This window comes from Teichococcus wenyumeiae, assembly GCF_003696345.1.
Classification (GTDB): domain Bacteria; phylum Pseudomonadota; class Alphaproteobacteria; order Acetobacterales; family Acetobacteraceae; genus Pseudoroseomonas; species Pseudoroseomonas wenyumeiae.
Genome location: NZ_RFLX01000009.1, coordinates 84,796 through 103,674 on the forward strand (window position 1 = coordinate 84,796; position 18,879 = coordinate 103,674).

The following is an 18,879-nucleotide window of genomic DNA, read 5'->3' on the forward strand; positions in this document are numbered from 1 at the left end:
AAGCGCCCTGATCTCGACCTGCTGGAAGCAGGATCAGGCGGCGGCGGGAGCCGCGGCAGCCTTCTTGGCCTGGGCGCGCTGGATGCGGCGCTTCAGGACCTGCGCCGGCTCCGGCAGGCTGCGGTTCGGCGTGCCGAGCAGGAAGGCGTCCAGGCCGCCATTGTGCTCGATCGTGCGGATGCCGTTGGTCGACAGACGGATCTGGATCGAGGTGCCCAGCACGTCGGAGAAGAACGACGTCTCCTGCAGGTTCGGCAGGAAGCGGCGACGCGTCTTGTTGTTGGCGTGGCTGACGTTGTTGCCAGCCTGGACGCCCTTACCGGTGATCGCGCAACGGCGAGCCATGGCAGTACCCTCTAAATGTCGGCAGGCTGGGCACGCGCGGGCACCACTCGCCTTGGTCGATGGAGAACAGGAGGCGGCGTATGGCCCGCCTGCCTGCATGAGTCAAGGATTCGGAGGCAGAAGCCTCAGCCGTTGCCGGCGGTCGGCGGGCTGGACTGGCGCAGCTCCTCCAGCTCTCCCGATTCCACCGAGGCGAGCGCGCTGCGCAGCACATTGGCGATGGCCTGGTCCTTCATGCTGCGGGCCATCAGCCCGAGCGCGCCGCCCAGCAGGGCGGAGGCCACCGAGATCGGCGCGATATTCTGGCCCACCATATATTCGATGGCCTTGTCCACCACCGAACCGGCGTGGCTGAGGTCCTCGGGGGCCATTCCCTGCGGATCGAGTTGCATGTCGTGCCCTCCTGGATACGCGGCGTCACATAGTCAGTACAAAGCGGATGCGAAAGACCCGAAGGTGCGGCTTATTGCCCTTCAGGGCGCGACGCCCGCCTCGCGCGCCGCTTCCTGGGCGGCGGCGGCGGCCTCGGCTGCTGCCACGGCCTCGGACTGGCGGCGCCACATCTGGGCGTAGAGCCCGTCCTGCGCCATCAGCGCCATGTGGCTGCCGCGCTCCGCGATGCGGCCATCGGCCAGCACGATGATCTCATCCGCCTCCACCACCGTGGAAAGCCGGTGCGCGATGACCAGCGTGGTGCGGCCGGCCGAGACGCCGCGCAGCGCCGCCTGGATCTCCTGCTCCGTGCGCGTGTCCAGCGCGCTGGTGGCCTCGTCCAGGATCAGGATGCGCGGGTCCTTCAGGATGGTGCGGGCAATGGCCACGCGCTGCTTCTCGCCGCCCGAGAGCTTCAAGCCGCGCTCGCCCACGCGGGTGTTGTAGCCATCGGGCAGGCGCAGCACGAAGTCATGCACCTGGGCCAGCTTCGCCGCCTGCTCGATCTCGGCATCGGTGGCACCGGGGCGGCCATAGGCAATGTTGTAGCGGATGGTGTCGTTGAACAGCACGGTGTCCTGCGGCACCACGCCGATGGCGGCGCGCAGGCTGTCCTGCGTCACCTGCCGGATGTCGTGGCCATCGATGCGGATGGCGCCACCCTGCGCGTCATAGAAGCGGAACAGCAGGCGGGAGATGGTGGACTTCCCCGCCCCTGTCGGGCCCACGATGGCCAGCGTCTTGCCCGGCGGCACGCTGACGGAGATGCCCTTCAGGATGATGCGGTCCGGCCGGTAGCCGAAGCGCACATTCTCCAGCTCCAGCGCGCCGGGGCCGGGCGGCAGCGGGATGGCGCCGGGGGCATCGGCGACCTCGCGCTCCTCCCGCATCAGGGTGAACATGGCTTCCATGTCCACCAGGCCCTGCTTCAACTCGCGGTACACGAAGCCCAGGAAGTTCAGCGGCAGGTAGAGCTGGATCAGGTAGGTGTTGACCAGCACGAAGTCGCCCACCGTCATGCTGCCGTTCTGCACGCCGCGGGCCGCCATCAGCATCACCGCCGTCAGGCCCAGCGCGATGATCGCGGCCTGGCCCATGTTCAGGTAGTTCAGCGTGACCTCGGAGCGGATATAGGCGCCCTCGTAGCGCGCCAGCGATGCGTCGTAGCGGCGCTCCTCGTGCTTCTCGTTGCCGAAATACTTCACCGTCTCGTAGTTCAGCAGGCTGTCGACGGCCTTGGTATTGGCGTCCTGGTCCATCTCGTTCATCGCGCGGCGGAAGCGCAGGCGCCAGTCGGTGAAGACCAGCGTGAAGGCGATGTAGAGCCCGATGGTGACCAGCGTGACGACGGCGAAGGACCAGTCGAACATCCCCCAGAGGATGAGCGCGACCATCAGCACTTCCAGCAGCGTCGGGATGATGCTGAAGACCATGTAGTCCAGGACGAAGTTGATGCCCTTGGTGCCGCGCTCGATCATGCGCGACAGCCCGCCGGTCTGCCGGTCCAGGTGGAAGCGCAGCGAGAGCGCGTGCAGGTGGTGGAAGACCTGCAGGGCGATGACGCGCGCCGCGCGCGCCTGCACCCGCACGAAGACCGCGTCGCGCAGCTCCGCGAACCAGGAGGAGGCGACGCGCAGCAGGCCGTAGCCCAGCACCAGGGCGATGGGGATGGCCACCATGGCGGCGGCGCCCTGCTTCGGCGTCAGGGCATCCACGGCACGGGCATAGACGATGGGCACCAGCACATTGGCGCCCTTGGCCAGCAGCATCAGCGCCAGGGCGATGACGACGCGCGCCTTCAGCCCGCCCTCGCCCTTGGGCCAGAGATAGGGAGCAAGGGTGCGCAAAGTTGAAGCATGGCCGCGCTCGGTGGCGGGCGCGGCTTTGGTCTCGGGGGGCAAAGGAGAATACTCCGGGAAGTCGTCGTTGCCGGTTACATGGCGGCGGCGGTGGGGGCTGACAATGCATGGCCGGCCCGGAACCCGGGCCATTGCCGCCGCCGCGCCGCCGCGCCAGAAACCAGGGCCATGGAACCTGCTGCCACCCCCACCGGCTTCATGCGGCACATCGAGGCCTGCAACAATCTCCACTCCCCGGCCGGGCTGATCCCCTTCCGCATCATCGGAGAACAGGTGGGCTGGCTGCAGCCGGACCTAGCACGCTGGCTGGCCTACCGGCCACAGCACTTCCATTTCGATGCCAGCGGCGTGTCGCTCTCGGCCGGGCTGCGCGGCATCGCGCGGCGGGATGCCGCCCTGGCCGATGCCGTGAAGGGCCTGGCCAAGGCCGGCTACCTGCGGGTGCGGGACGAGCCCTTCGACGTGCGCGCGACGCCCGAAGGCCCGGTGCTGGCGCGGCTGGACCGCGGCGCCATCCCTGCCTTCGGCATCCAGGCGCAGGGGGTGCACCTGAACGGGCTGGTACGGCGGCCGGACGGGCTGCACATCTGGCTCGGCTTCCGTTCCCGCACCAAGGCCGTGGCGCCGGGGCAATGGGACAACATGGTCGCCGGCGGCACGCCCGCCGGGCTGGACGCGGTGGAAACCCTGGCCAAGGAGGCCGGCGAGGAAGCCGGGCTGCCGCCGGAGATGGTGGCCCAGGCGCGGCCGGTGGCGCGGCTGTCCTATAATATGCAGCAGCCGGGCGGCAGCGGGCTGCGCCGCGACATCCTGCATGTCTTCGACCTGGAACTGCCCGAGGACTTCACCCCTACCCCACATGACGATGAGGTGGAGCATTTCCAGCTCTGGCCCGCCTGGCAGGTGCTGGAACTGGTGCGCGACACCGATACGGTCAAGTTCAACGTGAACCTGGTGCTGATCGACCTGTTCCTGCGCGAGGGTCTGATCGACCCGGCGGGTCAGGATGGGCGCGAACTGGCCATGGCCCTGCGGGATTGAACCCCCGATCAACGCCCCGAAAAGCGTGGAAACGGCAAATTTCCGTTACTGGACAGCATTGAACTAGGGCGATGCAATATTCACAGTATCTCCTATTTACAGCCGCGACCACGGTTTACTTGATGAATGAAGCGTTCAGGAGAGGCAGCAGAAGTATAGCTAAGCTTATTGTTTTTGAGTCGAAGTAATTGACGCCACACATGTTCTTGAGTTTTGTTTGACTTTAATGCATTGTTTTTTCGGGATTTTTTCTGTGGCATCGGGTTTGCATAACGTCATGCGGGGAATAGCCCCCTCAAGCCGCAGTGTGGATCTCACCGATGAAAACATCTCAATGGTTCGGCACGGCACTCCTCGCCGGCTTCGCCTGCCTCAGCATCCCGGCCGCCCAGGCAGAGCCCGTCATCTCCAACCCGACCTTCACCTCGGGCGGCCTGACTTTTGATACCTTCGGCATTTCCGTGACCAAGACGGGTCAGGCTTTCCCGGATGCGGCCAATCAGGTGAACGTGGACCTGCTGTCGGGCGCCACCGGCCTGCAGTTCTCGAGCGGCTTCACCGCCCAGAACTACGGCTTCAGCGACGCGGCGATCAGCTATGTCGTCAGCGGCGCCACGGCTATCAGCTCCGTCGGCCTGTCCTTCGACGGCACCTTCCTGGGTCAGGCGATCGCCTCGGTGACGGAGACGGCCTGGGCTGACGCCGCCCGGACGATCCTGGCCGGCCAAGCCTATGTCTCCTGCGCCATCGCGGGCTGCAGCCTGTCCGATGTCATGACGCTGAACGGGTCCTACAGCACCCTCTACATCACCAAGGACATCAACGTCAGCGCCTTCGAGCAGGGCGACCGCGCGCAGACCAGCATCATCACCCAGACCTTCAACCCGGGCGGCGGCCCGAACCCGCCCCCGACCCCGGTTCCGGAGCCCGCGACCCTCGCGCTCTTCGGCACGGGTCTGGCGGCCCTGGGTCTGGTGCGTCGCCGGTCGCGCAAGGCCGCCTAAGGCCAGCGAACTGAAAAGGGCCGGACCTTCTGGGGTCCGGCCCTTTTTCTAGGGGTGGAGCTTCCGGCGCCGCAGCCCCTCAGCGCAACGGCGTCGCCTGCACGCCGCCCCGCCAAGCCGGCGGCCGATTTCCATTGCTGACCTGTACTGACCTGAAGGCGGTGCGATACCTACAGCATTCCCCATTTAGAGACATCCCCACGCATGACTTGCTGAAGGGTACAGCAGGCAAAGACAATGGAATTATAGCCAAGCTTATGGTTTCTGAGTCAGAATAATTGACACCACACATATTCTTGAGGTTTGTGGGAAGCTAACGCTTTGCTTTTACGATGTTTTTCTCGTGGCATCGGCTTTGCATAACGTCATGCGGGGAATGGCCCCTCAAGCCGTAGTGTGGATATCACCGATGAAAACATCTCAATGGTTGGGCACGGCGCTCCTCGCCGGCTTCGTCAGCCTCAGCATCTCGGCCGCCCAGGCGGCGCCAGTCACGTCCAACCCGACCTTCACCTCGGGCGGCCTGACCTTTGATACCTTCAACATCTCCGTGACAAGCACAGGTCAGGCTTTCCCGAACGCCAACGACCAGGTGAACGTGGACCTGCTGTCGGGCGCCACCGGCGTGCAGTTCTCGAGCGGCTTCACCGCCCAGAACAGCGGCTTCAGCGACGCGGCGATCAACTATGTCGTCAGCGGCGCCACCGCCATCACCTCGGTCGGCCTGTCCTTCGACGGCACCTTCCTGGGCCAGGCGATCGCCTCGGTGACGGAGACGATCTGGGCTGACGCCGCCCGGACGATCCTGGCCGGCCGGGCCTATGTCTCCTGCGCCATCGCGGGCTGCAGCCTGTCCGATGTCGTGACGCTGAATGGGTCCTACAGCACCCTCTACATCACCAAGGACATCAACGTCAGCGCCTTCGGGCAGGGCGACCGCGCGCAGACCAGCATCATCACCCAGACCTTCAACCCGGGCGGCCCGACCCCGGTTCCGGAGCCCGCGACCCTCGCGCTCTTCGGCACGGGTCTGGCGGCCCTGGGTCTGGTGCGTCGCCGGTCGCGCAAGGCCGCCTAAGGCCAGCGAACTGAAAAGGGCCGGACCTTCTGGGTCCGGCCCTTTTTCTATGGGCGAAGGCTTCCGGCGCCGCAGCGCGTCAGCGGAGCGGGGTCGCCTGCACGCCGCCCTGATAGGCCGGCGGCTGGTAGCTCGGCACGGCCTCGCCCTGCGACTGCGCGGGCTGCGGCGGCACGGCGCCCTGCGTCGGCGGGCCGAAGCGCATCAGCATGCCGCGCAGCGGGTCGGCGCCCGGATTATGCGCGGCCATGTCGATCACGATCTGACGCGCCGAATAGCCCTGCCCGTAATAGGCGCGGTTCGCTTCGCTGCGGCTGCTCATCAGGGAGCCGTCCAGCGATACGCCGGCATAGAGGCCTCGGCTCCTGGCGACCGTCACGATATCGGCGCCTACCGCGGCCGTGGTGGAGCCGGCGATGCCGCCACCGACGGTCGCCACTGCCACCCCGGCATCGGCGCCGATCTTGAACTGGCTGTCCAGCAGCGCGCCCAGGCCCTTGTTGGTCAGGATCATCATCATGATCTGCGCGTCCTGCACGCCGATCTGGAAGCCGATGGAACCGGCGCCCAGCGTGTAGAAGGCCGGCGAGGACCAGGACCCCGCCCCGTCCCGCGCCAGCAGCACGCAGTCGCCGCCCTGGCCGCCCAGGATGAAGCCGGCGCGGAAGATGCGCGGGCAGATCATCACGGCCCGCGCGCGGCGCAGCAGGCCCTGCGCATCCGTCTGCGGGCCTTCGGAGCCGCTGAGCATTTCCTGCACCGTCAGCGTGGCGCGGTCCACCAGCACCTGCTCTTCGCCCTGGGCGGTGCCCGCACAGGAGGGCAGTGCCAGCACCAGGGCCATCACAGCCCCACGGGCTTTCAGGGAGATAGAGCGCTGCATGAAAGACCTCCGCCAAACCTTTGGCATGACATGGACTTCCAGCGCGGGCGTGGCAAGCCAAACTTGCGCCAGCGACGCTCAGGGCGTGCTGAGCGGCGGCTCCTCGTTCACCGACACCACGCGCCAGTCGCCACGGTGCCATTCCAGCCGCGTCAGCGACAGGTTCTTGACCGAGAACTGGAAGGCCTGGTGCGGGTCCAACCGTAGCGCATAGGCCAGCGCGGCGCGGATGGAGCCGCCATGGGCGACCACCACCACATCCTGCCCCGGCATCTGCTCCACCATATCCTCCAGCGCCGGGCCGACGCGGCCGATCACATCGGCCAGGGCCTCGCCGCCCGGCGGGCGCTCCTCGGCGGCATGCGGCCAGAAGGGATGCGGCGGCGCGGTCAGGCGGGCGGTGAATTCCTCATGCGTGATGCCCTGCCATTCGCCCAGGTGCTGTTCCACGAAGCGCGGCTCCACCTCCGTCTCCACCGGCGCATAGCCGGCGGCGAAGATGGCCTCGACGGTGGAGCGGGTGCGCGTCAGCGGCGTGGTGAACCAACGTGCTCCTTCCGGCAGGCGGGTGGCCAGCCATTGATAGGCGGCGCTCTCCTGCGCCAGGGCCATGGCACAGATGGCGACATCCATGTCGCCATACATCACGGTTCTCGCCGAAGGCTCGACGATGGCGTGGCGGATCAGAAAGAAGCGGGTCGGGTTCACGCCGGGTCTTTAGGCCCTCCGCCCCGGCGGGGAAATGCGGGCGCGGTTGAAATCAACGCGCCCCGCTCTGGATTCACTCTTTGTTCAAGATGACGCGGCAGAATGCGGCGGCGGCTTCCCTGCCCTCAAAAGGACGGCAGGCTCCGCGCAGCGCCCCGGCCAGCGGGGTCAGGAGCAGGCCAGAATGTCCTTCGCCGCACTTTCCCCCGAAATCCGGAGGCCGCCCCTGAGCCTCGCCCTCCGGTCCCCGGCAGCCGAGCCGGAACCGCCCCCGGCGCTGGACTGGGCCGCCGAGCTCAACATGGCCCTGCCGCCGCTGCCCGAGTCGCTGCCGCCGGTGATCTTCTCCCTGCCCCCTGGCGGCGGCGATCCCTACGAGCGGCTGCTGGCCGCGCTGTCCGGTAAGGACGGCAAGGCGGATTCCGTCTGGTCCGGCTGACCTGACACCCGGGGACGTGCGGCGGGGCGGCGAATCTGCTGAGTTGCGCGCATGTCCTCCTCCCCCCCGTTGCAGGCGGCGCCGGGCCGCCTGCCCCCTGGCCTCCGCGTCTATGCCATCGGCGATGTGCATGGCCGTGACGACCTGCTGGCCCGCCTCCATGCCAGCATCGCGGCGGACTGGGCGGCGGCACCGGCCGCGCGGGCGGTCGTGGTGCATCTGGGCGACTATGTGGACCGTGGGCCGGACAGCCCCGGGGTGCTGCGCCGCATCGCCGGGCCGCCGCCGGTCCCGGGCGCGGAGTCGGTCACGCTGCGCGGCAATCATGAAGCGCTGATGCTGGATGCCCTGGCCCCCGGCGCCCCGGCCGAGGCGCAGTTCCTGTGGCAGCTCAACGGCGGCCGCGCCACGCTGGCCGCCTATCGCGGCCATGTGCCGGAGCGGGACCGCGAGATCCTGTGCGGCCTCGCCCTTTCCTGGCGCGCCGGGGACTATCTCTTTGTCCATGCCGGCATCGACCCGCGGAAGCCGCTGGAAGCGCAGACGGAAACGGACCTGGTCTGGACCCGCGAGCCCTTTTTGTCCTGGCCGGAGCCACTGGGCATGGTGGTGGTGCATGGCCATACGCCAGCGCCGCGGCCGGAGGTGCGGCCGCACCGGATCGGCATCGACACGGGCGCCGTGGGGGGCGGCGCGCTCACCTGCCTGGTGCTGGAAGGCGATGGTCTGCGCTTTCTTTCTGCGTCCTGACGGCGGCGGCGGGCCTCATCCGCGCGCGGCTGTCTTGCGCCTCGGGCCAGGGCTGCGCTAGGCCCTTGGCGATGCAAGGCCCCTTGCCCCCTGCGGACCCGGCGAATCCGGCGGATCGCGCACAATTCCCCGTCACCGACACCCCCGGCCCCGATCTGGCCGAGGCGGTGCGGCAGCTCAAGCGCGCCTCTGTCCTGGTGGTGGGCGATGCCATGCTCGACCGCTACGTCTATGGCCAGATCAAGCGCATCTCGCCCGAGGCCCCGGTGCCGATCCTGGGCGTGGAGCGCGAGGTGGCCATGCCCGGCGGCGCCGGCAACGTGGTGCGCAACCTGACGGCCCTGGGCGCCGCGGTGGCCTTCCTCTCCGTGGTGGGCGACGACCAGGCGGGTGCCGACCTGACCGGGCTGATCGGCGGCCAACCGGGCGTCGAGCCCTGGCTGCTGGTGCAGGGCGGCCGCGCCACCACCACCAAGACGCGCTTCATCGCCAGCGGCCAGCAGGTCATGCGGGCCGACCACGAGATCGCGCGCCCGATCCATGAGCGGCTGGCGGACCGGCTGGTGCGCATCGCCGCTGATACGGTCGCCGCCACCAGCGTCATGGTGCTGTCGGACTACAACAAGGGCGTGCTGAGCGCCGATGTGCCGGCGCGGCTGATCGCCGCCGCCCGCGCCGCCGGCCGCCGCGTGGTGGTGGATCCCAAGGGGCACGATTATTCCCGCTACGCGGGTGCCGACATCATCACCCCCAACCGGGCCGAGCTGGCCCAGGCCACCGGCCTGCCGGTGGAGACGGAGGAGGAGATCGTCGCCGCCGCCCGTGCGCTGCGCGAGGCCCATGGCTTCGGCGCCGTGCTGGTGACCCGCAGCGAGGACGGCATGACGCTGCTGGACGGCGACACGCTGCACCATTTCCCGGCCGAGGCGCCGGAGGTGCATGACGTCTCCGGTGCCGGGGATACCGTGGTGGCGGTGCTGGCGGCGGGCGTCGCGGCCGGGCTGGCGCTGCCGCTGGCGGCACGGCTGGCCAATATCGCCGGCGGACTGGTGGTCGGTAAGGTCGGCACCGCCGTGGCGCGGGAGAACGACCTGCTGGAGGCGCTGACACCCGAGCGCGGCACGCTGCGCAAGGTGATGCGCCGCGCTTCCGCCGCCGAGCAGGTGGAGCGCTGGCGCCAGCGCGGCTGGCGTGTCGGCTTCACCAATGGCTGCTTCGACCTGCTGCATCCAGGCCATGTGCATCTGCTGGAACAGGCGCGCAGCTGGTGCGACCGGCTGGTGGTGGGGCTGAACGCCGATTCCTCCGTGAAGCGGCTGAAGGGCCCAAGCCGGCCGATCCAGCCGGAAGCGGCGCGCGCCGCCGTGCTGGCCTCCCTTTCCACCGTCGATCTGGTCACGATCTTCGAGGAAGACACGCCGGTGGAGCTGATCCGCCTGCTGCGCCCCGATGTGCTGGTGAAGGGCGCCGACTACACCGTGGCCCAGGTGGTGGGCGGCGAGCTGGTGCAGGAATGGGGCGGCGTGGTGAAGCTGGCGGAACTGCTGCCGGGCAATTCCACCACCGCCACCGTGGCCCGCATCCGCGGCTGAGGCGGGATGGCGCCGGGTGTCATGAACTGGCGCGCCCTGTTCAACACCGGGCGCTTTCCGGACCGGCCGGCGCGGGACGACCCCGCGCGCAACCCCTTCCAGATCGACCAGGACCGCATCGTCTTCTCCCGCCCCTTCCGGCGGCTGCAGCAGAAGACGCAGGTGCATACCATGATCGGCAACGCCCATGTGCGGAACCGGCTGGTGCATACGCTGGAGGTGGCCTCCATCGGCCGCTCCATCGGCTTCGGCGTCGGCGCCGCGCTGCGGGAGGATTTCGCCGCCGCCGGGCGCACGCCGGACGACCTGGGCTACCTCGTGCAGGCGGTGTGCCTGGCGCATGACATCGGCAACCCGCCCTTCGGCCATGCCGGGGAGGAGGTGATCGCCCATTTCATGCAGGACTGGCTGGCCGGCCCGGGCGCGAGAAGCGGCCTGGAGCTGGATGCCGATCTCGGCTTCTTTGACGGCAATGCCCAGGGCTTCCGCATCCTCACCCGCTCGGACGGCTACCGGGAGCGTGGCGGGTTGCGGCTGACCTTCGCCAGCCTTGGCGCCTTCATCAAGTATCCCTGGGCCGCCACGGACCCGCGCGCGGCCCGGCGCGGCACGCCGGGAGTGAAGTTCAACCACTTCGCCACCGAGGCCGAGGGCTTCGAGACGGTGCTGCGGGAATGCGGCATCGCCGGCCCCCTGCCCCGCCACCCCGCCGTCTGGCTGATGGAAGCGGCGGACGACATCACCTATGGCCTCGCCGACATGGAAGATGCGGTGGAGCTGGAGATCGTGCCCTTCCGCACCTACCGCGAGCTGGTGATGCCGCTGACCGACATCACCGAGGCGCGGCTGGCCGAGGAAGAGGGCATCCCGCAGAAGATCGCGCTGCTGCGCTCGGCGGCGGCGGGGCGGTTGATCGTCGCGGCCGTCGAGGCCTTCTGCCAGCGGCAGGCGGACTTCCTGGCCGGTCAGCCGCTGCGTGGTGCCAAGGGCCTGACCGACCTGCTGCCGCCGGAGCTGGCGGAGCCCTTCCGGGCCCTGGCCCAGGCCAATAGCGACACGCTCTACATGCATCCGCGCAAGGTGCAGTTCGAGATCGGCGCGCGGGACGTGCTGGAGAAGACGCTGGGCGTCTTCCTGGAAGCCAGCCTCGCCTTCGTGCAGGCGGGCGGCAACGAGGAACGCCTGCCGCTGCGCGCCCAGCAGGCGCTGGTGCTGATGCAGGACTACCGCCCCCGCCCCGGCTTCTCCGCCAGTGAGACGCTGCGCTGCGCCATCGACTTCGTGGCCGGCATGACGGACGACTATGCCGCCAACCTGGCGGCGCGGCTGCGCGGACTCTAGCGCCCCACCGGCTCCATGCTCACCGCCGGGGCCGGAGCAGGCGCGCGGGCCGGCACCGGCTGGCGCAGGCAGCCGCGCACGATGGGGGCGCAGACGCCGTTCTCGCCGCCCCGGTCGTCATTGTCGCCGGTATAGTTCAGCCCGATCACCCGCCCCTCCGCCACGCGGAACAGCGCGTGGCAATAGCTGCCGCTGCCGGCCAGGTTGAAGCCGCCGACGAGCGGCAGCGTCACGTTCACCCCGCCGACATTGCCGTTCTTCTGCTCGTAGGACAGCAGCTCCGTCCCGTCCTCCAACTGCTTCGTGCGCGTGGGGATGCCGGCGCAGGCCTGGAGGTCGTCGGTTCGCATCCCCACCAGCTTCTGCTGCGCCTCCTCGGCAACGCGGGAACCCGCGGTGCCGCAGGCGGCGAGGGCCAGGAACAGGAACGGAGTCAGGCAGGCAGAACGCATCGTCTCTCCTTCGGCGAAAAGGCTCGCAGGCGGCAGGTAGGGCCTGGGGCGCCCCGGTTGAACCCCGGCGCGCGATCCTGCTTGACGCCACGGCGGCGGAGGTTCATCAGCCCGGCCATGCGGCAACGCTGTGCTCCGGCCCACCGGCGCCGCTTTTCAGGAACCCCAAGCACCATGCCAAGCGACAGTCCAGGCGACAGTCACAGTCGATTGTCCACGCCGCTCGCGGCCGCCGCGGGCTGATCCGGCAGGGTCGGCTCACCGCGCGCCGCGCCAGCGGCGGGACGCAACAGGTGAGCCATGCACGACCTCATCACCCCCGCCGCGCCCGCGCCCGGCGGCGACACGCATTCCCTGGCCACGCTGCATGTGGCCGACCTGGTGGAATACCTCAACGACCTGCCGGAAGCGGTGGCGGCGGAAACGCTGGCGCAGTTGCCGCTGGAGCGCGCCACCGAGGTCTTTGACCGGCCCGAGCTGAACCGCAGCGGCGAGCTGCTGCAGGCCCTGCCCGCGGCCCTCAGCGCCAGTATCCTCATCGAGATGTCAGCGGACCGCGCCGCCGACGTGCTGCGGCTGCTGGACCGCGCCGCCCAGGCCCGGCTGCTGGCGCCGCTGGAGCCGGAGCCCGCCGGCACGCTGCGCCGCCTGCTCTCCTACCCCGAGCACAGCGCCGGCAGCCTGATGACCACCGAGCTGGTCTCGCTGCCCACCACCGCCACGGTGGCCGAGGCGCTGCGCCATATCCGCGAGGTCGAGCGGACGCGGGAGACGGTCTATGCCATCTACCTGCTGGACCCGCGCACGCGGGCGCTGGTGCGCACCATCTCGCTCCGCCGCCTGATCACCGGGGAGCCGGAGCAGAAGGTCATGGACCTCGCCCTGGCGCGGGAGCCGGTGACGGTGACGCCGGAGACCGACCGGCGTGAGGTGGCGCGGCTCTTTGCCCGGCACGACCTGCTGGCGGTGCCGGTGGTGGATGCGCGCCGGCAGGTGCTGGGCATCGTCACCGTGGACGACGTGATCGACGCCATGGTGGAACAGGGCACCGAGGAAGCGCACCGCTTCGGCGGGCTGGAGGCGGCGGTGGACAAGCCCTACCTGCGCCTCGGCTTCGGGCAGATGCTGCGCTCCCGCGCCGGCTGGCTCTGCGTGCTGTTCCTGGGGGAGATGCTGACCGCCAGCGCCATGCAGCATTTCGAGGCGCAGCTGGAGAAGGCCATCGTCCTGACGCTCTTCATCCCGCTGATCATGTCCTCTGGCGGCAATTCCGGCTCCCAGGCCACTTCGCTGATCATCCGTGCCCTGGCGCTGGGGCAGGTGCGGCTGCGGGACTGGTGGCGCGTGGCGATGCGGGAGGTGCCGACGGGCCTGGCGTTGGGGGTCATCCTGGGCGTGCTGGGCATCGGGCGCATCGCGCTCTGGCAGCAGCTTGGCATCTACGACTATGGCGAGCACTGGGCGCTGGTGGCGCTGACGGTGGGGCTGGGGCTGCTGGGCATCGTGGTCTTCGGCTCGCTCACCGGTTCCATGCTGCCCTTCGCGCTGCAAAGGCTGGGCTTCGACCCGGCCAGCGCCTCCGCCCCCTTCGTCGCCACGCTGGTCGATGTGACGGGGCTGGTGATCTATTTCAGCGTGGCGCTGATGGTGCTGCGGGGAACGCTGCTCTAGCCCTCCCGTCACGTTCCGGGCCGGCTTGTGTCATGCTGGCCGCCGTGGTCCGGAGATGACGGGGATGCGCCGCTATCTGCTCCTTGCCTGGGTAACCGCGGGACTGGCCATTGGCGGCGTGCTGGCCCTGCTGGGCGACCATCGCGCCGCGGCCTGGGCCTGGTCGGCGGCCGCGGCCCCGGCGGCGCTGCATGTCGGCCTCAACTTCGCGCGTTCATTGATGGGCGGCCGGCTGGGTGTCGACGTGATCGCCTTCGCCGCCATCCTGGGTGCCGTGGCACTGGGCGAGGCGGCGGCGGCGGCCGTGATCGCCTTGATGGTATCCGGCGGGGAGGCGCTGGAAGCCTGGGCCGAAGGCCGCGCCACGCGGGCCCTGACCGACCTGATGGCGCGGGCGCCACGGCGGGCCGCGCGCATCAGCGGCGATGCCATCGAGGAGATCGAGGTCTCGGCCATCCGCCCCGGCGACCTGCTGCTGGTCCGGCCGGGCGGCACCGTGCCCGCCGATGGCGTGCTGGAGGATGCCGAGGCCATCCTGAACGAGAGCATGCTGACCGGTGAGCCGCTGCCGGTGGAGATCCGCCAGGGCGGCAGGCTCCGCAGCGGCGGGGTCAATGCGGGCGGCGCCTTCAGGCTGCGCGCTGAGCGGGAGGCGGCGGCCAGTTCCTACGCCGCCATCCTGCGGCTGACCGCGCAAGCGGCGGCGGCGCGCGCGCCGCTAACGCGGCTGGCGGACCAATGGGCCCTGGGCTTCGTCGCCGCCACCGCCGTGCTGGCCTTCGCCGCCTGGGCCCTGACGGGCGACCCGGTGCGGGCGCTCTCGGTGCTGGTGGTGGCCACCCCCTGCCCGCTGATCCTGGCCGCCCCGGTGGCGCTGGTGGCGGGCATCGGGCGGGCGGCGCGGCGCGGCATCGTGGTGAAGGGCGGCGGCGCGCTGGAACGGCTGGCGCGCGTCCGCACCGTGCTGTTCGACAAGACCGGCACCCTGACGCCGGGCCAGCCGCGCCTGGCCGCCGAGGATGCCGCCCCGCGCATCGGGCGCGAGGCCGCGCTGCGCTGGGCCGCCGCGCTGGCCCAGGCCTCGACCCATCCCGTCTCCTCCGCCCTGGTCGCGGCGGCGGCCTCGCGCGGCATCGCGCTACCGATGCCCGGGGCCGTGGCCGAGATGGCGGGCGGTGGCATCTCCGGCATGGTGGAGGGGCACCGGCTGCTGCTGGGCTCCGAGGGCTTCCTGCGTCGCTCGGGGGTGGAGCCGCAGGAGGGCTTCGGCATCAATGCCCATGTGGCGACGGCCGCGTCCTCGGTCGCCTGGCTGGCTGTCGACGGCCAGGCGGCCGCTGTCTTCGTGATGGCCGACCGCCCCCGCCCGGAGGCGCCGCGCGCCATCCGGCACCTGCGGGCGCTGGGCATAGACCGCATCGTGATGATCACCGGCGACCGCGCGGCGGCGGCGGCGCCGATCGGGCGTGCGCTCCGCCTCGACGAGGTGCGGGCGGAGCAGGAGCCGGCCGACAAGATCGCGGGCGTGCGGGCCGAGGCGGCCAGGGCACCGACGGCGATGGTCGGCGACGGCGTCAATGACGCGCCCGCGCTGGCCGCCGCAGATGTGGGCATCGCCATGGGCGCCAATGGCACAGCGGCGGCCTCCGAGGCCGGGGATGTCGTGCTGCTGGTGGACCGCCTGGACCGGGTGCCCGAGGCCATCGCCATCGCCATGCGCTCACGCCGCGTCGCCTTGCAGGCCATCGGGCTGGGCATGGGCTTCTCCGGCCTGGCGATGGCCGCCGCCGCCGCCGGGTGGCTGACGCCCCTCGCCGGCGCCGTGGTGCAGGAAGCCATCGACATCTTCGCCATCCTCTTCGCCCTGACGGCCCTGCGGCCGGGCGCGCGTGAAGCGGTGCCGGCCAGCCTTCCGGCCGGCACCGGCCTGGCGGAGCGGCTGCGGGAACATGGCGGGCTGCGCCAGTTGACCACCACCCTGCGCGAGGCGGCGGAGGCCATCGGCACGCAGCCAGACATGCTGCCGGCGCTCCGGGCGCTGGAGCTGAAGCTCCGGCAGGAGCTGCTGCCGCACCAGAACGCGGAGGAACAATCCCTCTTCCCCGAGGCGGCGGAGCGGCTGGGCGGGCGCGACTCGATGGCGCCGCTGATCCGCATGCACGCGGAGATCGAGGGCCTGGTGGAGCAGTTCGGAATACTGCTGCGGATGGCGGAGCGGCAGGAGAGGCTGGAGGCGGCGGTGCCCGAGCTGCGCCGCACCCTCTTCGCCCTGGAGGCGCTGCTGAGCCTGCACCTGGTAATGGAGGAGGAGATGCTGGAAAGCCTTTCCGACAGCAGCGCACCGGCCCAGCCCGTGGCCGAGGCCGCCTAACGGAAGCGCCGGGCGGCCGCCGCCTGGACAGGCGGCGGGCCAGCGGCGAGGCTGGCCCGCCACCGGAGCCCTGCCTTCCCATGTTCCTCGCCAGCCTGCCGCCCCTCCCCGCCCTGCTGGCCACGCTGGGGGCGGCGCTGCTGGCCGGGCTGGCGCGCGGCTTTTCTGGCTTCGGCTCGGCGCTGATCTTTGTGCCGCTGGCCAGTGCGGCGCTGGGGCCGAAGATGGCGGCGCCGCTGCTGATGCTGGTGGACAACTTCACCACCCTGCCGCTGCTGCCCCCCGCCTGGGGCAAGGCGGACCGGCGGCAGGTGGCGGTGCTGGCCGCCGGCGCCTTGGTCGGTGCCCCCGCCGGCACCTGGCTGCTGCTCCAGGCGGACCCGGAGATACTCCGCTGGGGCTTCTGCGGGCTGGCGCTGGCCATGCTGGGGCTGCTGGCCTCCGGCTGGCGCTACCATGGGCGGCCGGCGGTGCCGCTCTCGCTGCTGGTGGGCGGGGCCTCGGGCGTCTGCTCCGGCGCGGCGCAGATGGGCGGGCCGCCGGTGGTGGCCTATTGGCTGGGCGGTGCCATCCCGGCCACGCGGGTGCGGGCCAACCTGATGCTCTTCTTCGGCATCAACGGGCTGATCAGCGCCGGTGTCTATCTGCTGGGCGGACTGCTGGGGCTGGAGGTACTGCTGCTGGCCCTGCTGATGGCGCCGACCTATGCCTTCGGTGTCTGGGGCGGCAGCAAGCTCTTCGGCCGCGCCAGCGACGCCACCTTCCGCCGCGCCTGCTTCTGGCTGATCGCCCTGGCAGCAGTGGTCGGCCTGCCGCTCTGGGACCGGCTGCGCTAGCGGCCCGGCCGATTCCCGGCCTAGCCTTTCCCCATAACAGGGAGAACGTGCATGCCTGAGATCATGGTTTTCGCGGCCGAGGGCCGGACGGTGGATCAGAAGCGCGGGCTGGTGAAAGACCTCACCGACGCCATGGTGAAGAACTTCGGCGTCCCGCCGGAATCCGTCACCGTGCAGATCGTGGAATCCTCGAAGGAGTCCAAGGCCAAGGGCGGCGTGCTCTTCAGCGACCGCTGAGAACAGGCCGGGGGCGCCATGGCGGGCGCCCCCTTACAGCCTTACTTCCTTACCGCTTCAGCAGCAGCTCGGCGATCTGCACGGCGTTCAGCGCAGCACCCTTCAGCAGCTGGTCGCCGGCCACGAACAGCGCCAGCGAGCGGCCGGAGGGGTCGCCGATATCGGTGCGGATGCGGCCCACCAACACATCGTCGGCGCCGCTGGCCTCGGAGGGCATCGGGAAGTGGTTCTTCTCGCGGTCGTCCACCAGGCGCAGGCCGGGGGCCTTGGCCAGCAGGGCGCGGGCTTCCTCGGGCGAGACCACCTCGTCGAATTCCACCGTCAGCGCCATGGCATGGGCGCGCAGCACCGGCACGCGGATGCAGGTGATGCCGATGGGCAGCGCCTGCGCGTCCAGGATGCGGCGGGTTTCCGCCACCACCTTGGTCTCCTCCCCGTTGTAGCCGGTCTCGACATCCATGTCGGCGTTGTGGCTGAACAGGTTGAAGGCATAGGGGTGCGGCAGGACCTTGGGCTCGAAGCTCTCGCCGCGCAGATAGGCGGCGGTGGATTCCCGCAGTTCCTCCATCGCGGCCGCGCCGGCGCCAGAAGCCGCCTGATAGGTGGCGGCGGTCAGGCGGCGGATCGGGTGCGCGCGGTGCAGCGGCGCCAGGGCCACGGTGGCGATGGCGGCGACGCAGTTGGGATTGGCGATGACGCCACGGTGGCCGGCCAGGGCCGCCGCGTTCACCTCCGGCACCACCAGCGGCACGTCGGGGTCCATGCGGAAGGCGGAGGAATTGTCCACCACCACCGCGCCGGCCTTCACCGCCGCCGCCGCATAGCGCTTGGAAATGCCGGAGCCGGCCGAGAAGAGCGCGATGTCCACGCCCTCGAAGCTCGCCTCGTCCAGCGCCTCGACCACCAAGTCCTGGCTGCGGAAGGGCAGCGTCTTGCCGGCGGAGCGCGGCGAGGCCAGCAGCTTCAGGCGGGACAGCGGGAAGCCGCGCGCTTCCAGGCAGTGCAGCAGCTCGACGCCCACGGCGCCGGTGGCGCCGACAATGGCGACAACCGGGTTGGCGGCTTCCACCTGGCGGAAGGTCGCCTCGGCGGCGGGTTCAAGGGTGGTGCTCATGAAAGTCTCTCATCCGTTGTGCCGGGAGAGACGGGGCGCCTGTCCGGCGCTGGCCCCGTCCGTCTCCGGCGGGGCCTTCTGGTGCTTATGCCGTGGCGATCACCGCGCAAGCACCGAAGGACGCCCCGCCGGAGCGGTCGTCTTGGTAATGCGCTTAATGATGATCGGGGTCGCGAACATGGCGGGATGCTTAGGCATGGCGGGGCGGCGCCGTCAACTCATTCCACCCGCAGCGCCGCGCGCATTTCCGCCGCCCCCGCCGGGTCTGCCAGCATCTGCAACCGCCCGGCCGCGAGCCGCGCGTAGCGCAGCAGCAGGGAGCGGCGCCGCGCCGGGGCCAGCTTGTGCTCGGCCGGGTGGCGCAGGATCGCGGCCTCCCCCTCATCGGCCACGATCAGGCCGACATCCTCGGGGATCAGCGCCTGCGGGAAATCCAGGTCCACGGCGAAGTAAAGCCGGTCGCACCAGTCGCGGTATTCCCACCATTTATTGTCGGTCTGAAAGTCGCGGGCGCAGCTTTTCACCTCGATCGCGGTGAAGCCGCCGTCATTGTCGAGCGCCAGCAGGTCCATGCGCCGGCCGTTCGGCAAGGGTACCTCGGGCACCGCCGTCCAGCCCCGCTGCGCGCAGAGGCGGGAAGCCGCGCGGCAGACGCGCAACGTGCGTTCGGGGGGAAGCAGTTCGGACATGGCGGGCTAGTTCGCACTCTGTTCCCTGGCCGGTCAA

19 protein-coding genes are annotated in these 18,879 nt (G+C 70.2%); 11 read left to right on the forward strand and 8 right to left on the reverse strand.

The genetic code is table 11. The annotated features are described in order from the left end of the window. Nucleotides 1-33: 33 nt before the first annotated feature. From rpmB to EBE87_RS13730, 3 genes are all read right to left on the reverse strand, one after another. Nucleotides 34-345, reverse strand: a complete 312-nt coding sequence (gene rpmB, locus EBE87_RS13720) for a 50S ribosomal protein L28 (RefSeq protein WP_120637934.1) — start codon at nucleotides 343-345, stop codon at nucleotides 34-36. A gap of 125 nt (nucleotides 346-470) precedes the next feature. Continuing rightward, nucleotides 471-737 (reverse strand): hypothetical protein, encoded by a 267-nt coding sequence (locus EBE87_RS13725; RefSeq protein ID WP_120637935.1) that lies wholly within the window; start codon nucleotides 735-737, stop codon nucleotides 471-473. Nucleotides 738-818: 81 nt separating this feature from the next. Continuing rightward, the gene (locus EBE87_RS13730) at nucleotides 819-2,678 is read right to left on the reverse strand and encodes an ABCB family ABC transporter ATP-binding protein/permease (RefSeq protein WP_233553163.1); all 1,860 of its coding nucleotides are present in this window, start codon (nucleotides 2,676-2,678) and stop codon (nucleotides 819-821) included. 126 nt (nucleotides 2,679-2,804) lie between these two features. Between EBE87_RS13730 and EBE87_RS13735 the strand changes: the two genes are divergently transcribed. The 3 genes from EBE87_RS13735 to EBE87_RS29395 all read left to right on the forward strand — a co-directional run bounded on the left by EBE87_RS13735 (nucleotide 2,805) and on the right by EBE87_RS29395 (nucleotide 5,759). Next, complete coding sequence (locus EBE87_RS13735; protein WP_120637937.1) at nucleotides 2,805-3,677, forward strand: NUDIX hydrolase; 873 nt, start codon at nucleotides 2,805-2,807, stop codon at nucleotides 3,675-3,677. A 320-nt stretch (nucleotides 3,678-3,997) separates the two neighbouring features. After that, a complete protein-coding gene (locus tag EBE87_RS13740; protein ID WP_120637938.1) occupies nucleotides 3,998-4,681 on the forward strand; it encodes a PEP-CTERM sorting domain-containing protein in 684 nt (227 codons plus the stop codon). A 409-nt stretch (nucleotides 4,682-5,090) separates the two neighbouring features. Further along, on the forward strand, nucleotides 5,091-5,759 hold the full coding sequence (locus EBE87_RS29395; protein WP_233553164.1) for a PEP-CTERM sorting domain-containing protein: 669 nt from the start codon (nucleotides 5,091-5,093) through the stop codon (nucleotides 5,757-5,759). A gap of 79 nt (nucleotides 5,760-5,838) precedes the next feature. Here EBE87_RS29395 and EBE87_RS13750 read toward each other — a convergent pair whose 3' ends face one another. Both EBE87_RS13750 and EBE87_RS13755 read right to left on the reverse strand, forming a co-directional pair. After that, nucleotides 5,839-6,642 (reverse strand): lipid-binding SYLF domain-containing protein, encoded by an 804-nt coding sequence (locus tag EBE87_RS13750; protein ID WP_120637939.1) that lies wholly within the window; start codon nucleotides 6,640-6,642, stop codon nucleotides 5,839-5,841. A gap of 78 nt (nucleotides 6,643-6,720) precedes the next feature. Then, complete coding sequence (locus EBE87_RS13755; protein WP_120637940.1) at nucleotides 6,721-7,350, reverse strand: histidine phosphatase family protein; 630 nt, start codon at nucleotides 7,348-7,350, stop codon at nucleotides 6,721-6,723. Nucleotides 7,351-7,534: 184 nt separating this feature from the next. Between EBE87_RS13755 and EBE87_RS13760 the strand changes: the two genes are divergently transcribed. The 4 genes from EBE87_RS13760 to dgt all read left to right on the forward strand — a co-directional run bounded on the left by EBE87_RS13760 (nucleotide 7,535) and on the right by dgt (nucleotide 11,472). Beyond that, nucleotides 7,535-7,789 carry a hypothetical protein gene (locus tag EBE87_RS13760; protein WP_120637941.1) on the forward strand — a complete coding sequence of 85 codons (255 nt, stop codon included), beginning with the start codon at nucleotides 7,535-7,537 and terminating at the stop codon, nucleotides 7,787-7,789. A 51-nt stretch (nucleotides 7,790-7,840) separates the two neighbouring features. Continuing rightward, nucleotides 7,841-8,539 (forward strand): metallophosphoesterase, encoded by a 699-nt coding sequence (locus EBE87_RS13765; protein ID WP_120637942.1) that lies wholly within the window; start codon nucleotides 7,841-7,843, stop codon nucleotides 8,537-8,539. A 71-nt stretch (nucleotides 8,540-8,610) separates the two neighbouring features. Next, nucleotides 8,611-10,131, forward strand: a complete 1,521-nt coding sequence (rfaE1, locus tag EBE87_RS13770; RefSeq protein WP_233553165.1) for a D-glycero-beta-D-manno-heptose-7-phosphate kinase — start codon at nucleotides 8,611-8,613, stop codon at nucleotides 10,129-10,131. A gap of 21 nt (nucleotides 10,132-10,152) precedes the next feature. Beyond that, entirely contained in the window at nucleotides 10,153-11,472 is a 1,320-nt protein-coding gene (gene dgt / locus EBE87_RS13775; protein WP_120637948.1) for a dGTP triphosphohydrolase, read from the forward strand. Here dgt and EBE87_RS13780 read toward each other — a convergent pair. Then, entirely contained in the window at nucleotides 11,469-11,924 is a 456-nt protein-coding gene (locus EBE87_RS13780; RefSeq protein ID WP_120637943.1) for a hypothetical protein, read from the reverse strand. The two genes, dgt and EBE87_RS13780, sit on opposite strands and share 4 nt — an antisense overlap. A gap of 300 nt (nucleotides 11,925-12,224) precedes the next feature. On the opposite strand from EBE87_RS13780, the gene mgtE reads away from it, so the two are divergent. The 4 genes from mgtE (at nucleotide 12,225) to EBE87_RS13800 (ending at nucleotide 17,039) form a co-directional block, all read left to right on the forward strand. Beyond that, nucleotides 12,225-13,595 carry a magnesium transporter gene (mgtE, locus tag EBE87_RS13785; protein WP_120637944.1) on the forward strand — a complete coding sequence of 457 codons (1,371 nt, stop codon included), beginning with the start codon at nucleotides 12,225-12,227 and terminating at the stop codon, nucleotides 13,593-13,595. Nucleotides 13,596-13,659: 64 nt separating this feature from the next. Continuing rightward, nucleotides 13,660-15,966 (forward strand): heavy metal translocating P-type ATPase, encoded by a 2,307-nt coding sequence (locus EBE87_RS13790; protein ID WP_233560100.1) that lies wholly within the window; start codon nucleotides 13,660-13,662, stop codon nucleotides 15,964-15,966. Between the two features lie 80 nt (nucleotides 15,967-16,046). Continuing rightward, on the forward strand, nucleotides 16,047-16,802 hold the full coding sequence (locus tag EBE87_RS13795) for a sulfite exporter TauE/SafE family protein (protein ID WP_120640545.1): 756 nt from the start codon (nucleotides 16,047-16,049) through the stop codon (nucleotides 16,800-16,802). A gap of 51 nt (nucleotides 16,803-16,853) precedes the next feature. Next, nucleotides 16,854-17,039 (forward strand): tautomerase family protein, encoded by a 186-nt coding sequence (locus EBE87_RS13800; protein ID WP_120640544.1) that lies wholly within the window; start codon nucleotides 16,854-16,856, stop codon nucleotides 17,037-17,039. A gap of 49 nt (nucleotides 17,040-17,088) precedes the next feature. On the opposite strand, the gene EBE87_RS13805 is transcribed toward EBE87_RS13800, so the two are convergent. Further along, nucleotides 17,089-18,153 carry an aspartate-semialdehyde dehydrogenase gene (locus tag EBE87_RS13805; RefSeq protein ID WP_120640543.1) on the reverse strand — a complete coding sequence of 355 codons (1,065 nt, stop codon included), beginning with the start codon at nucleotides 18,151-18,153 and terminating at the stop codon, nucleotides 17,089-17,091. Nucleotides 18,154-18,371: 218 nt separating this feature from the next. Continuing rightward, on the reverse strand, nucleotides 18,372-18,842 hold the full coding sequence (locus tag EBE87_RS13810; protein WP_120640542.1) for an MmcB family DNA repair protein: 471 nt from the start codon (nucleotides 18,840-18,842) through the stop codon (nucleotides 18,372-18,374). Between the last annotated feature and the right edge of the window lie 37 nt (nucleotides 18,843-18,879).

Excerpts from the sequence above, each read along its gene's own strand:
- EBE87_RS13805 (WP_120640543.1), bottom strand. The coding sequence starts at position 18,153 with ATGAGCACCACCCTTGAACCCGCCGCCGAGGCGACCTTCCGCCAGGTG.
- EBE87_RS13790 (WP_233560100.1), top strand. The coding sequence starts at position 13,660 with ATGCGCCGCTATCTGCTCCTTGCCTGGGTAACCGCGGGACTGGCCATT.
- mgtE (WP_120637944.1), top strand. The coding sequence starts at position 12,225 with ATGCACGACCTCATCACCCCCGCCGCGCCCGCGCCCGGCGGCGACACG.
- EBE87_RS13760 (WP_120637941.1), top strand. The coding sequence starts at position 7,535 with ATGTCCTTCGCCGCACTTTCCCCCGAAATCCGGAGGCCGCCCCTGAGC.
- EBE87_RS13795 (WP_120640545.1), top strand. The coding sequence starts at position 16,047 with ATGTTCCTCGCCAGCCTGCCGCCCCTCCCCGCCCTGCTGGCCACGCTG.
- EBE87_RS13810 (WP_120640542.1), bottom strand. The coding sequence starts at position 18,842 with ATGTCCGAACTGCTTCCCCCCGAACGCACGTTGCGCGTCTGCCGCGCG.
- EBE87_RS13725 (WP_120637935.1), bottom strand. The coding sequence starts at position 737 with ATGCAACTCGATCCGCAGGGAATGGCCCCCGAGGACCTCAGCCACGCC.
- EBE87_RS13780 (WP_120637943.1), bottom strand. The coding sequence starts at position 11,924 with ATGCGTTCTGCCTGCCTGACTCCGTTCCTGTTCCTGGCCCTCGCCGCC.
- EBE87_RS13735 (WP_120637937.1), top strand. The coding sequence starts at position 2,805 with ATGGAACCTGCTGCCACCCCCACCGGCTTCATGCGGCACATCGAGGCC.
- EBE87_RS13750 (WP_120637939.1), bottom strand. The coding sequence starts at position 6,642 with ATGCAGCGCTCTATCTCCCTGAAAGCCCGTGGGGCTGTGATGGCCCTG.
- rpmB (WP_120637934.1), bottom strand. The coding sequence starts at position 345 with ATGGCTCGCCGTTGCGCGATCACCGGTAAGGGCGTCCAGGCTGGCAAC.
- EBE87_RS13740 (WP_120637938.1), top strand. The coding sequence starts at position 3,998 with ATGAAAACATCTCAATGGTTCGGCACGGCACTCCTCGCCGGCTTCGCC.
- EBE87_RS13800 (WP_120640544.1), top strand. The coding sequence starts at position 16,854 with ATGCCTGAGATCATGGTTTTCGCGGCCGAGGGCCGGACGGTGGATCAG.
- EBE87_RS29395 (WP_233553164.1), top strand. The coding sequence starts at position 5,091 with ATGAAAACATCTCAATGGTTGGGCACGGCGCTCCTCGCCGGCTTCGTC.
- rfaE1 (WP_233553165.1), top strand. The coding sequence starts at position 8,611 with ATGCAAGGCCCCTTGCCCCCTGCGGACCCGGCGAATCCGGCGGATCGC.
- dgt (WP_120637948.1), top strand. The coding sequence starts at position 10,153 with ATGAACTGGCGCGCCCTGTTCAACACCGGGCGCTTTCCGGACCGGCCG.
- EBE87_RS13765 (WP_120637942.1), top strand. The coding sequence starts at position 7,841 with ATGTCCTCCTCCCCCCCGTTGCAGGCGGCGCCGGGCCGCCTGCCCCCT.